The organism is Pseudomonas sp. S5D5 (assembly GCF_003013355.1).
GTDB lineage: Bacteria > Pseudomonadota > Gammaproteobacteria > Pseudomonadales > Pseudomonadaceae > Aquipseudomonas > Aquipseudomonas aylmerensis.
Genome location: NZ_PTEO01000001.1, coordinates 5,861,576 through 5,873,890, shown reverse-complemented (window position 1 = coordinate 5,873,890; position 12,315 = coordinate 5,861,576). Strand labels below are relative to the sequence as shown.

Here is a 12,315-nt window from a genome sequence, read left to right as displayed (position 1 = left end):
TCTTTCCCTTTAGTCGATGACTTTCGGAACCAGGTACAGGCCGTTTTCGACCGCTGGCGCGATGGACTGGTAGGCCTCGCGATTATTACTCTCGGTCACGACGTCTGCGCGCAGGCGCTGGCTGGCTTCCAGCGGGTGAGCCAGGGGCTCGATGCCGTCGGTGTCCACGGCCTGCATTTGGTCAACCAGCCCGAGAATGCTGTTCAGGGCTGCGGTGGTCTGTGGAAGATCGGCTTCATTCAGGCCAAGCGAGGCCAGATGAGCGATTTTTTCCACGTCGGAGCGTTCAAGCGCCATGGGAATCTCCAGTGGAAAACAGAACGGAGGCTGTCCGTGTGTTAGATTGTCGGAACACTACCGCATTTCTACGGTCTTACGGCCGCGATTGTGGGGGTTGGTGCACAGAAAGTCGGCCAATTTAGCACATTGGCGCCTTGCCCAAAATCCCTGTCGTTGTTAGAGTTTGCCGCACTTTTTTACCCACGCGTTGCCTAGGGTCCCTTTCCCATGTTCAAGAAACTGCGTGGCATGTTTTCCAGCGATCTTTCCATTGACCTGGGCACTGCCAACACCCTTATTTACGTGCGCGAGCGCGGTATCGTCCTGAATGAGCCATCGGTTGTGGCCATTCGGACCCATGGTAATCAGAAAAGTGTCGTTGCCGTTGGCACCGAGGCCAAGCGCATGCTCGGCCGTACACCAGGCAATATTGCTGCCATTCGTCCGATGAAAGACGGCGTGATCGCCGACTTCAGTGTCTGCGAGAAGATGCTGCAGTATTTCATCAACAAGGTTCACGAAAACAGTTTCCTGCAGCCCAGCCCTCGTGTGCTGATCTGCGTTCCATGCAAGTCCACCCAGGTGGAGCGCCGTGCCATCCGTGAATCGGCGCTCGGTGCCGGTGCCCGCGAAGTATTCCTGATCGAAGAGCCAATGGCTGCTGCGATCGGTGCCGGCCTGCCGGTTGAAGAAGCCCGCGGTTCGATGGTGGTGGATATCGGTGGCGGTACCACTGAAATCGCCCTGATCTCCCTGAACGGTGTGGTGTATGCCGAATCCGTACGGGTTGGCGGCGACCGCTTCGACGAAGCGATCATCACCTACGTGCGTCGCAACTACGGCAGCCTGATCGGCGAATCCACCGCCGAGCGCATCAAGCAGGAAATCGGTACCGCTTACCCGGGCGGCGAAGTTCGCGAAGTCGATGTTCGCGGTCGCAACCTGGCCGAAGGCGTTCCACGTGCCTTCACCCTGAACTCCAATGAAGTGCTGGAAGCTCTGCAAGAGTCCCTGGCCACCATCGTTCAGGCTGTGAAGAGCGCCCTGGAGCAATCGCCGCCGGAACTGGCTTCCGACATCGCCGAGCGTGGCCTGGTGCTGACCGGTGGTGGCGCCTTGCTGCGCGACCTCGACAAGCTGCTGGCCCAGGAAACCGGCCTGCCGGTGATCGTTGCCGAAGACCCGCTGACCTGCGTCGCCCGTGGCGGTGGCCGTGCACTGGAAATGATGGATAAACACACCATGGACCTGCTCTCCAGCGAATAAGAGTTTGCTGGTTTGCCCATGTTTCGCCCGCAGGCAGCACTTTGCAGTGCTGCCTGTTGGCGTTTATCTTCTTCAATCTGCATCCAGGCCGGTTAGATGCCGTATGAATAAAGAGAACATTTGCCTGGGAGGAGCGGCTTATTAAACCGCTTTTCGCCAAAGGCCCCTCATTGGGCGTGCGCCTGCTGGTGCTGGTCGTGCTTTCGGTCGCGTTGATGGTGGTCGATGCCCGCTTTGCACTGCTCAAGCCTGTGCGTAGCCAGATGTCGCTGGTGTTGATGCAGACATACTGGATCACCGACCTGCCGCAACGTCTGTACCAGGGCGTGGCCAGCCAATTCGGCAGCCGCACCGAGCTGGTCGCCGAGAACGAAAAACTCAAGACCGAAAACCTGCTGTTGCAGGGGCGCATGCAAAAGCTCGCGGCCCTCACCGAGCAGAACGTTCGGCTGCGCGAGTTGCTCAATTCTTCCGCACTGGTCAACGAAAAGGTCGAAGTGGCCGAGTTGATCGGCATGGACCCCAACCCCTTTACCCACCGCATCATCATCAACAAGGGTGAGCGCGATGGCGTGGTGCTCGGTCAGCCGGTGCTCGATGCGCGTGGCCTGATGGGGCAGGTGGTCGAGTTGATGCCCTACACCTCGCGGGTGCTGTTGCTGACGGACACGACCCACAGCATTCCCGTGCAGGTCAACCGTAACGGCCTGCGCGCCATTGCCAGCGGTACCGGCAACCCGGAACGCCTGGAATTGCGCCACGTCGCCGATACGGCCGACATCAAGGAAGGCGACCTGCTGGTCAGCTCCGGCCTGGGCCAGCGCTTCCCGGCGGGTTACCCGGTAGCGACGGTCAAGGAAGTGATCCACGATTCCGGCCAGCCCTTCGCCATTGTGCGCGCGGTGCCGACTGCCGCCTTGAACCGCAGCCGCTACCTGCTGCTGGTGTTCAGTGACAACCGTACCCCGGAAGAGCGCGCCAACGAAGCTGCCCAGGCCCAGGAAGCGGAAGACAAGAAGAATGGCACCACGCCCATCATTCCTGCGACCGTGCCCAAGCCTGCCGCTGCTGCACCGGTTACGCCCGCGGTGGCCCCAGCTGCAGCGCCTGTGGCGACCGCCGTGAAGCCTGCGACGCATACCACGCATCCGGTTAAACCGGCGGCGACCAAACCCCCTGCGTCAGCGCCAGCTGCTGCACCGGCGACCAAGCCGCCCGTGACGGCACCGGCCGCCCGCCCAGCGACCACCGCTCCGGCGACCACACGGCAGAGGGAGGAATAAATGGCCGGTACTCATTCGCGCAATGGCTGGATCGTCTGGCTGACGTTCGCCATCGGCTTGTTGCTCAGTGTTTCGCCACTGCCGCAATTCATGGAAATCCTGCGTCCGCTCTGGCTGGCGTTGTTGCTGGCTTTCTGGTCGCTGAACCTGCCGCACAAAGTCGGCATGGTCACGGCCATGTTTCTGGGCTTGGCGGAAGATGTGCTGTATGGCACCTTGCTGGGCCAGAACGCATTGATCCTGACGCTGATCACTTTCCTTGTGCTGTCGTTGCAGCAACGCCTGCGCATGTTTCCCATGTGGCAGCAATGCCTGGTGATCCTGGTGATCTTCGGCCTGGCGCAACTGGTGCAACTCTGGCTGAGCGCCCTGACCGGCAATCGCCAGCCAACCCTGGCACTGGTGCTGCCGGCCCTGGTCAGCGCCTTGTTGTGGCCGTGGATCAGTTTCGGCCTGCGTGGGTTACGTCGTCGCTATAAAATCAATTGAATGGATTGCGAGGCTCTGCCTGGTTATCGAACTCTACAGGGAGAGTCTGCAATGAATTCGCTTTACCTGGCCTCGGGCTCCCCGCGGCGGCGTGAACTGCTGACCCAGATCGGTGTGCCTTTCACCGTGGTCAGCGCCGCCATTGATGAAACCCCTCTTACCAACGAAGCCGCCGTTGCCTACGTCGAGCGTCTTGCTCGCGGCAAGGCAGCGGCGGGTTTTGCTGCGCTTGAACACACCGCCGACGCTTGTGTGCTGGGCGCCGACACCGCCGTGATTGTGGACGGCAAGATCCTCGGCAAGCCGGTAGACCAGGCCGACGCGCTGGCGATGCTGATGGCCCTGGCGGGGCGTGAGCATGAAGTGCTGACCGCCATTGCCCTGACTGACGGCCAACGCTGCGAAACCCACTGTGTTAGCAGTCGCGTACGGTTTCGCGGGATTTCTGTCGAAGAGGCTACGACCTACTGGCACAGTGGCGAACCCCAGGACAAAGCGGGCGGCTATGCTATCCAGGGCCTGGGTTCGGTGTTCGTTGCCGGTCTCAATGGTAGTTATTCCGCCGTGGTGGGCCTGCCGGTGTGCGAAACCGCGCAACTGCTCGCCGAATTCGGCATACCCTGTTGGCAACACCTTACCGCGCGCTGAACGCCTTTAATTGCGCGCCCAGCCTTAAGCGATCGGTCACTATTGTGAAAATGCCTGAACGAGACCCAGCCATGAGTGAAGAGATTCTGATCAATATCACGCCGATGGAATCGCGCGTGGCGGTGGTAGAGAACGGTGTTCTGCAAGAAGTGCACGTCGAGCGCACCCAGAAGCGCGGGATCGTCGGCAATATCTACAAAGGCAAGGTGGTGCGAGTACTGCCGGGGATGCAGGCCGCATTCGTCGACATCGGCCTGGACCGTGCTGCGTTTATCCACGCCTCGGAAATTTCCCTGCGCGAGGGCCCGGCAGTCGAAAGCATCAGCGCCCTGGTGCACGAAGGGCAGAGCCTGGTGGTGCAAGTCACCAAGGACCCCATCGGCTCCAAGGGCGCACGGCTGACAACCCAGCTGTCGATCCCGTCGCGCTACCTGGTGTACATGCCGCGCACCGCGCATGTCGGCATTTCGCTGAAGATCGAAGACGAAGCCGAGCGCGAGCGCCTGAAAAAGGTGGTCAGCGACTGTGTGGCGGCCGAAGGTATCAAGGAGGCCGGCGGTTTTATCCTACGCACGGCTGCCGAAGGCGCCGGTGCCGATGAAATCCTCATGGATATCCGCTACCTGCGGCGCCTGTGGGACCAGATCGGCGCGCAGATCAAGACCATCGGTGCGCCGAGCGTTATCTACGAAGACCTCGGTCTGGCCCTGCGGACCTTGCGCGACCTGGTCAGCCCGAAGATCGAGAAAATTCGCATCGACTCGCGGGAAACCTTCCAGCGAACCACGCAATTTGTTGCCGAATTGATGCCGGAAATTGCCGACCGCCTGGAGCATTACCCGGGCGAGCGGCCGATCTTTGACCTGTATGGCGTCGAAGACGAAATCCAGAAAGCCCTGGAACGCAAGGTCCCGCTCAAATCGGGCGGTTACCTGGTGGTGGACCCGGCGGAAGCCATGACCACCATCGACGTCAACACCGGGGCGTTTGTCGGTCACCGCAACCTAGAAGAAACCATCTTCAAGACCAACCTCGAAGCGGCCACCGCGATTGCCCGTCAACTGCGCCTGCGCAACCTGGGCGGCATCATCATCATCGACTTCATCGACATGGAAGACGAAGAGCACCAGCGCCAGGTGTTGCGCACCCTGGAGAAACAGCTGGAGCGCGATCACGCCAAGACCAACATCATCGGCATTACCGAGCTGGGCCTGGTGCAGATGACCCGCAAACGCACGCGCGAAAGCCTGGAGCAAGTGCTGTGCGAGCCGTGCAGCAGCTGCCAGGGGCGCGGCAAGTTGAAGACCCCGGAAACGGTTTGCTACGAGATTTTCCGCGAAATCCTACGGGAGGCGCGTGCCTACCAGGCCGAAGGCTATAGAGTGCTCGCCAACCAGAAAGTGGTCGACCGGTTGCTCGACGAGGAGTCCGGCAACGTGGCAGAACTGGAAGGTTTTATCGGGCGCACGATCCGCTTCCAGGTTGAAACCATGTATTCCCAGGAACAATACGACGTGGTGCTGCTCTGATCCCCAATCGTTTTCTTTTTACGAGACCTGCAGACCTTGATCTGCTGTCCGTCTACTGCCTTGAGGGTCGCCTGACATGGAGCGTCTGATACGCTTTTTTGCCGCTTTGACCCGTTGGGGCCTGGGCCTGTGCGCTTTGCTGCTGGTGTTGGCGGCGGTGTACGTGAGCCTGGGTCGTGAATTGACCCCGTTGGTGGCTGAATACCGCGCAGAAATTGAAGCCAAGGCCCAGGCCGCGGTGGACATGCCGCTGCAGATCGGCAGCCTCGAAGGGCGTTGGAGCGGCTTTGCGCCGGTGCTGCTGGCCCATGACGTGATGGTCGGCGAGGGCAGCAGTGCCTTGCGCCTGGACCAGGTCGAAGTGGTGCCGGACCTCTGGGCCAGCCTGATGGCGCGCGAAGTGCGCATTGCCCATCTGGAAGTCAGTGGTCTGCAATTGAGCGTCAAGGAAGACAAGGACGGCCATTGGGCCTTGCAAGGCTTGCCGGTGCAGGATGACCAGCCGTTGGACCCGGAGCAGGTGCTCACGCGCATGCAAAGGGTCAAGCGCGTGTCTTTGCTCGACAGCCAGGTCACGTTGCAGCCGTACGGCCAGGCACCGCTGACCCTGACGTACGTGGGCCTGAGCCTGCACGCGGGGGCCACCCGCCAGCGCCTGGATGCCCGCCTGACACTGCCCGACGGCCAGCCGCTGGCCATGAGCCTGCGCAGTCGCATTCGCGCGAGCCAGTGGAAAGACGGTGCCGTCGATGCCTACCTGAGCCTGCCGCAAAGCGACTGGGCCAAGTGGATTCCGGCCCGGCTGACCCAGCAGTGGAAGCTCACCCAATTCAAGGCCGGCGGCGAATTCTGGTTGAGCTGGGGCCAGCGCACCGTGCAGAGCGCGGTGGTGCGCCTTAACTCGCCACAGGTGAAGGGCAGCTACGCCGACCGCAAGCCCGTGCATATCGAAAACCTCGCGCTGACAGCGTACGTGCAGCGCGGCGAGAGCGGTCTCAAGGTGTTGGTCGACTCGCTGGCCATGAACCTGGGGGACACCCGCTGGGAGTCGCGGCTGCAGCTGCAGCAAAGCCTGCCCACCGACACGGCGCAGGAGGTCTGGAAGCTGCAGGCTGACCGCCTGGACCTCACGCCGATCACCCCACTGTTGAATGCCCTGGCGCCGCTGCCCGAAGGCTTCGCCAAGACTATCGAACACCTCAAGGCCACCGGCTTGCTGCGTAATGTGCTGGTGGATTTCCGTCCCCAGGACAGCACCGACCAGAAGGTCAGCTTCGCCGCCAATCTCGAACGTGTGGGTTTTGATGCGTACTTCGGCGCGCCGGCTGCGCGCAACGTGTCCGGCAGCATCAGTGGCGACTTGGGCCATGGCGAGCTGCGCATGGACAGCAAGGACTTTTCCCTGCACCTCGACCCGATTTTCGCCAAGCCCTGGCAGTACCTCCAGGCCAATGCACGCCTGACCTGGAAACTCGACAAGCAGGGTTTCACCCTGATCGCCCCGTATATCAAGGTGCTGGGTGAGGAGGGCAAGATCGCGGCGGATTTCCTGATTCGCCTGCATTTCGACCATACCCAGGAAGACTACATGGACCTGCGGGTCGGCATGGTCGACGGCGATGGGCGTTTCACCCCCAAGTATTTGCCCGCGGTGCTGAGCCCGGCCCTGGACGAATGGCTGCGCACGGCGATTCTCAAGGGCGCGGTCGACCAGGGTTTCTTCCAGTACCAGGGTTCGCTGAACCACGACGCATTGCCGGCTTCACGCAACATCAGCCTGTTCTTCAAGGTGCACGACGCCGAGCTGGCGTTCCAGCCTGGCTGGCCGCATGTGAGCAAGGTCAAGGGCGAAGTGTTCGTCGAAGAGAGCGGGGTGCGCATCCTGGCCAGCAAGGGCCAACTGCTCGACACCAAGGTCAAGGACGTCTACGTCAATATTCCGCACGCGCCTGAGGGCAAGGACAGCCACCTGTTGCTCACCGGCGAATTTGCCGGCGGGCTTGGCGATGGCCTGAAGATCCTGCAGGAAGCTCCGATCGGCACGGCATCGACCTTTGCCGGCTGGAAAGGCGAGGGCGACCTGAAAGGCAAGCTCGACCTGGACATTCCATTGGCCAAGGGCACCGAGCCCAAGATCGTGGTGGATTTCCAGACCGACAAGGCGCGCCTGCAATTGGCTGAGCCGACCCTGGACCTGACCCAGCTCAAGGGCGATTTCCGTTTTGACAGTGCCAAGGGCCTGAGCGGCCAGAACATCACGGCGCAGGCGTTTGACCGGCCGATCACCGCGCAGATTTTCGCCGATGGCAAGCCGGGTAGTATCAGCACCCGTGTGACGGCCAAGGGGCAGGTCACGGTCAAGCGGCTGACCGATTGGCTGAAAATCAGCCAGCCATTGCCGGTATCCGGGGATATCCCGTACCAGCTGCAGGTCAACCTGGACGGCGCCGACAGCCAGTTGATGGTCAGTTCCAACCTCAAGGGCGTGGCGGTGGACCTGCCGGCCCCGTTCGGCATGCCGGCCAGCCAGGGCCGCGACAGCACGTTCCGCATGACCTTGCAGGGTGCCGAGCGGCGCTACTGGTTTGACTATGGCGAGTTGGCGAACTTTACCTTTGCCGCGCCGCCGGAAAAATTCAATGACGGGCGCGGCGAGTTGTTCCTCGGCGATGGCGATGCGGTGCTGCCCGCAGGCAAGGGCCTGCGGATTCGCGGTGTGCTCTCCGAGTTGGATATCGACCCGTGGAAAAAACTGGTCGACCGCTATGCGGGCAAGGACCCGGGCGGCAGCGCCAAGCAATTGCTCAGCGGCGCAGACTTCAAGGTGGGCAAACTGACCGGCTTTGGCACCCAGTTTGATCAGGTCAGCCTGCAACTGGACCGCAAGCCTGCCGCCTGGGGCCTGCAGCTCGACAGCCAGCAAGCCAAAGGCACGGTGAACCTGCCGGACGCCAAGGGCGCACCGATTGCGGTCAACCTGCAATACGTGAAACTGCCGGCGGTGGACCCGACGGTGCAGGCCGACGAGAACGCCCCGGACCCATTGGCTGACGTCGACCCCAAGGACATTCCGGCCCTGGATATCGCGATTGATCAACTGTTCCAAGGGCCCGACCTTGTCGGGGCGTGGTCACTGAAAATCCGTCCGACCGCCAAGGGCCTGGCCTTCAACAACCTGGACCTGGGGCTCAAGGGCATGCAGCTCAAGGGCGCCGGTGGCTGGGAAGGTGCGCCGGGAGCCAGCGGCAGCTGGTACAAGGGCCGCCTGGATGGCAAGAACATCGGCGATGTGCTCAAGGGCTGGGGCTACGCGCCGACGGTCACCAGCAAGGACTTTCACCTGGATGTGGACGGTCGCTGGCCCGGTTCGCCGGCTTATGTCGGGCCGAAGCGTTTCTCCGGCAGCCTGGACGCGGCTTTCCGCAGCGGCCAGTTCGTTGAAGTGGAAGGCGGCGCCCAGGCGCTGCGGGTGTTTGGCCTGCTTAACTTCAACTCCATCGGCCGCCGTTTGCGCCTGGACTTCTCCGACCTGCTCGGCAAAGGCCTGAGTTATGACCGGGTCAAAGGCTTGTTGGCCGCCAGTAATGGCGTGTTCGTGACCCGTGAGCCCATCACCATGACCGGGCCGTCGACCAACCTGGAGCTCAACGGCACCCTGGACCTGGTGGCCGATCGAGTCGACGCCAAGTTGCTGGTGACTCTGCCCGTCACCAATAACCTGCCGATTGCTGCGCTGATCGTGGGGGCGCCGGCCATTGGCGGCGCGTTGTTCCTGATCGACAAGCTGATCGGCGACCGTGTGGCGCGCTTTGCCAGCGTGCAATACAAGGTGGAAGGCCCGTGGAAGGATCCAAAAATCACCTTCGACAAGCCATTTGAAAAACCAAACTGAGAGCCTGTGGAGTAGCATGGCCGCATGCCTTCTATGGAGTAGCGGCCCATGTCCTTTGCGGTAATTCAAATGGTCAGCCAGAGTGATGTGCTGGCCAATCTCGCCCAGGCCCGGCGTTTGCTGGAGCAAGCGGCGGCAGGCGGTGCGAAGCTGGCGGTATTGCCGGAAAACTTTGCCGCCATGGGCCGCCGCGACGTGGCCGCTATCGGTCGCGCCGAGGCATTGGGTGAAGGCCCGATCCTGCCATGGTTGAAACAGACCGCCCGCGACCTCACCTTATGGATAGTGGCCGGCACTGTACCGTTGCCGCCCAGGGACCATCCGGATGCCAAGGTCAATGCCTGCTCGCTGCTGATCGATGATCAGGGCGAGATCGTTGCCCGCTACGACAAGTTGCACCTGTTCGATGTGGATGTGGCGGATGCCCGGGGTCGTTATCGCGAATCCGACGACTATGCTTTCGGTGGCAACGTGGTGGTGGCGGATACGCCGGTGGGCCGGTTGGGCCTGACCGTGTGCTACGACCTGCGCTTTCCGGAGTTGTACAGCGAGTTGCGTGCGGCAGGGGCTGAATTGATTACGGCGCCCTCGGCCTTTACCGCAGTGACCGGCGCCGCGCACTGGGACGTGCTGATTCGCGCACGCGCCATCGAGACCCAGTGCTACTTGCTGGCGGCAGCCCAGGGGGGCGTGCATCCGGGCCCTCGGGAAACTTACGGCCACGCGGCGATCGTCGACCCGTGGGGGCGTGTGCTGACACAACAGGATCAAGGCGAAGCGGTGTTGCTGGCCGCACGCGACAGCAGTGAACAGGCGTCGATACGGGCGCGCATGCCGGTGGTCAACCATCGGCGCTTTTTCTCGCAGGGCGCGCAGCGACCTGCTTCAGAACGATGAATTTAAGGCCAAACCTATGAGCGAGTTGTTGTCCTCAGTCAGTGAACACCTCCTGGCACCCGGTGGCGTGACCATCGAAAGTCTGCAAACCGTGCTCGGCGATCTGGCCGGACCCGGCATCGACGCCGCCGACCTGTATTTCCAAGGGCAGATTTCCGAGTCCTGGGCGCTGGAAGATGGCATCGTCAAGGAAGGCAGTTTCAACCTCGACCAAGGCGTGGGCGTGCGTGCGCAGTCCGGTGAGAAAACCGGCTTCGCCTACAGCAACGCAATCACCCTGGAGGCCCTCGGCCTGGCCGCGCGTGCTGCGCGTTCGATTTCCCGCGCCGGCCAGAACGGCACGGTGCAGGCGTTCAGCACCCAGGATGTGGCGCAATTGTATGCGCCGGATAACCCCCTGGAAGTGATCAGCCGCGCGGAAAAAGTCGATTTGCTCAAGCGTATCGATGCGGCCACCCGCGCCCTCGACCCGCGTATCCAGCAAGTCACCGTGAGCATGGCCGGTGTGTGGGAGCGCATCCTGGTGGCCTCCACCGACGGCGGCCTGGCGGCGGATGTGCGCCCGCTGGTGCGGTTCAATGTCAGTGTGATCGTCGAGCAGAACGGCCGTCGCGAGCGCGGCGGCCATGGCGGCGGCGGGCGTACCGACTATCGATATTTCCTCACCGATGACCGCGCCATGGGGTATGCCCGTGAGGCGCTGCGCCAGGCGCTGGTTAATCTGGAGGCGATTCCGGCGCCGGCTGGCACGTTGCCGGTGGTGCTGGGATCGGGCTGGTCCGGCGTGTTGCTGCACGAAGCGGTCGGCCATGGCCTGGAAGGCGACTTCAACCGCAAGGGCAGCTCCGCCTACAGCGGGCGCATGGGCGAGATGGTCGCGTCCAAGCTGTGCACGATCGTCGATGACGGCACCCTGGCCGGTCGCCGTGGCTCGCTGAGTGTCGACGACGAAGGCACTCCGACCGAGTGCACCACCCTGATCGAAAACGGCGTGCTCAAGGGCTACATGCAAGACAAGCTCAACGCCCGCCTGATGGGCGTGGCGCGCACCGGTAACGGCCGTCGCGAGTCCTATGCGCACCTGCCAATGCCGCGCATGACCAACACGTACATGCTCGGTGGCGAAAGCGATCCGGCGGAAATCATCGCCTCGGTGAAACGCGGTATCTACTGCGCCAACCTCGGTGGCGGCCAGGTGGATATCACCAGTGGCAAGTTCGTGTTCTCCACCAGCGAGGCGTACCTGATCGAAGACGGCAAGATTACCGCGCCGGTCAAGGGGGCAACGTTGATTGGCAACGGCCCGGAAGCCATGAGCAAGGTGTCGATGGTCGGCAACGACCTGGCGCTGGACAGCGGCGTGGGCACGTGCGGGAAAGATGGGCAGTCGGTGCCGGTGGGTGTCGGCCAGCCAACGTTGAAGATTGATGCGATCACCGTGGGTGGCACGGGGTCGTAAGCCGTGGAGCGCCGGGTGGCGAAGGTCGCCACCCGGGGAAGAGGATCAGCGCAGGCCGCGTTGAGTCTCGTCCAGCTCACGGATGTACTTGAAGATTTTACGGCTGGTGGCCGGAGCCTTGTTTTGCGCCAGTTCGTGCTGGGCCTGACGAATCAGGGAGCGCAGTTGCTGGCGGTCCGCGTCCGGATAATCCACTACAAACTTCTCCAGTACAGCGTCATCGCCCGAAATCAGGCGGTCACGCCAACGTTCCAGGTTATGGAAACGTTCGTTGTACTGGCGAGTGGAGGCATCGAGTTGATCGAGCAAGGTCAGAATGGCGTCAGTGTCCTGGTCGCGCATCAGTTTGCCGATAAACGAGATGTGCCGTTTACGCGCGATATTCGCGGTGTGCTTGGGCGCATCCGCCAGGGCCCGGCGCATTTCGTCGGTCAGTGGCAGTTTTGCAATCAAGTCCGGCTTGAGGGTTGTAAGGCGCTCGCCGAGGTCAACCAGAGCATGCAGCTCACGTTTGACCTGGGATTTGCTTTTCTCCCCATCGAGGGAGTCGTCGTAAGAATCAACCATGGTGGC

The 12,315-nt window shown here is 62.1% G+C and carries 10 protein-coding genes; 8 read left to right on the top strand and 2 right to left on the bottom strand.

All coding sequences use genetic code 11. From position 1 onward, the window contains the following. Positions 1 to 9: 9 nt before the first annotated feature. Positions 10 to 297, bottom strand: coding sequence for an Asp-tRNA(Asn)/Glu-tRNA(Gln) amidotransferase subunit GatC (gene gatC / locus C9990_RS26855; RefSeq protein WP_065900690.1), 288 nt, complete (start codon positions 295 to 297; stop codon positions 10 to 12). 210 nt (positions 298 to 507) lie between these two features. On the opposite strand from gatC, the gene mreB reads away from it, so the two are divergent. From mreB to tldD, 8 genes are all read left to right on the top strand, one after another. Next, positions 508 to 1,545, top strand: coding sequence for a rod shape-determining protein MreB (gene mreB, locus C9990_RS26850; RefSeq protein WP_002555108.1), 1,038 nt, complete (start codon positions 508 to 510; stop codon positions 1,543 to 1,545). A 140-nt stretch (positions 1,546 to 1,685) separates the two neighbouring features. Next, complete coding sequence (gene mreC / locus C9990_RS26845) at positions 1,686 to 2,828, top strand: rod shape-determining protein MreC (RefSeq protein WP_106805150.1); 1,143 nt, start codon at positions 1,686 to 1,688, stop codon at positions 2,826 to 2,828. Continuing rightward, the gene (gene mreD, locus C9990_RS26840; RefSeq protein WP_003171788.1) at positions 2,829 to 3,317 is read left to right on the top strand and encodes a rod shape-determining protein MreD; all 489 of its coding nucleotides are present in this window, start codon (positions 2,829 to 2,831) and stop codon (positions 3,315 to 3,317) included. Positions 3,318 to 3,368: 51 nt separating this feature from the next. After that, entirely contained in the window at positions 3,369 to 3,965 is a 597-nt protein-coding gene (locus tag C9990_RS26835) for a nucleoside triphosphate pyrophosphatase (RefSeq protein ID WP_106805149.1), read from the top strand. A 71-nt stretch (positions 3,966 to 4,036) separates the two neighbouring features. Continuing rightward, positions 4,037 to 5,494: a ribonuclease G gene (gene rng, locus C9990_RS26830; protein WP_010213134.1), complete on the top strand. Its 1,458-nt coding sequence runs from the start codon at positions 4,037 to 4,039 to the stop codon at positions 5,492 to 5,494. Between the two features lie 76 nt (positions 5,495 to 5,570). Continuing rightward, positions 5,571 to 9,386: a YhdP family protein gene (locus C9990_RS26825; RefSeq protein WP_106805148.1), complete on the top strand. Its 3,816-nt coding sequence runs from the start codon at positions 5,571 to 5,573 to the stop codon at positions 9,384 to 9,386. 48 nt (positions 9,387 to 9,434) lie between these two features. Continuing rightward, positions 9,435 to 10,283 carry a carbon-nitrogen hydrolase family protein gene (locus C9990_RS26820; protein WP_106805147.1) on the top strand — a complete coding sequence of 283 codons (849 nt, stop codon included), beginning with the start codon at positions 9,435 to 9,437 and terminating at the stop codon, positions 10,281 to 10,283. 16 nt (positions 10,284 to 10,299) lie between these two features. Then, a complete protein-coding gene (tldD, locus tag C9990_RS26815) occupies positions 10,300 to 11,742 on the top strand; it encodes a metalloprotease TldD (RefSeq protein ID WP_065900701.1) in 1,443 nt (480 codons plus the stop codon). Between the two features lie 45 nt (positions 11,743 to 11,787). Here the strand turns inward: tldD and yjgA are convergent, their stop codons facing one another. Then, on the bottom strand, positions 11,788 to 12,309 hold the full coding sequence (yjgA, locus tag C9990_RS26810; protein ID WP_065900703.1) for a ribosome biogenesis factor YjgA: 522 nt from the start codon (positions 12,307 to 12,309) through the stop codon (positions 11,788 to 11,790). Positions 12,310 to 12,315: the final 6 nt, after the last annotated feature.

Coding starts and splice junctions, on each gene's coding strand:
- C9990_RS26820 (WP_106805147.1), top strand. CDS start 9,435: ATGTCCTTTGCGGTAATTCAAATGGTCAGCCAGAGTGATGTGCTGGCC.
- mreD (WP_003171788.1), top strand. CDS start 2,829: ATGGCCGGTACTCATTCGCGCAATGGCTGGATCGTCTGGCTGACGTTC.
- tldD (WP_065900701.1), top strand. CDS start 10,300: ATGAGCGAGTTGTTGTCCTCAGTCAGTGAACACCTCCTGGCACCCGGT.
- C9990_RS26825 (WP_106805148.1), top strand. CDS start 5,571: ATGGAGCGTCTGATACGCTTTTTTGCCGCTTTGACCCGTTGGGGCCTG.
- C9990_RS26835 (WP_106805149.1), top strand. CDS start 3,369: ATGAATTCGCTTTACCTGGCCTCGGGCTCCCCGCGGCGGCGTGAACTG.
- gatC (WP_065900690.1), bottom strand. CDS start 297: ATGGCGCTTGAACGCTCCGACGTGGAAAAAATCGCTCATCTGGCCTCG.
- mreB (WP_002555108.1), top strand. CDS start 508: ATGTTCAAGAAACTGCGTGGCATGTTTTCCAGCGATCTTTCCATTGAC.
- yjgA (WP_065900703.1), bottom strand. CDS start 12,309: ATGGTTGATTCTTACGACGACTCCCTCGATGGGGAGAAAAGCAAATCC.
- rng (WP_010213134.1), top strand. CDS start 4,037: ATGAGTGAAGAGATTCTGATCAATATCACGCCGATGGAATCGCGCGTG.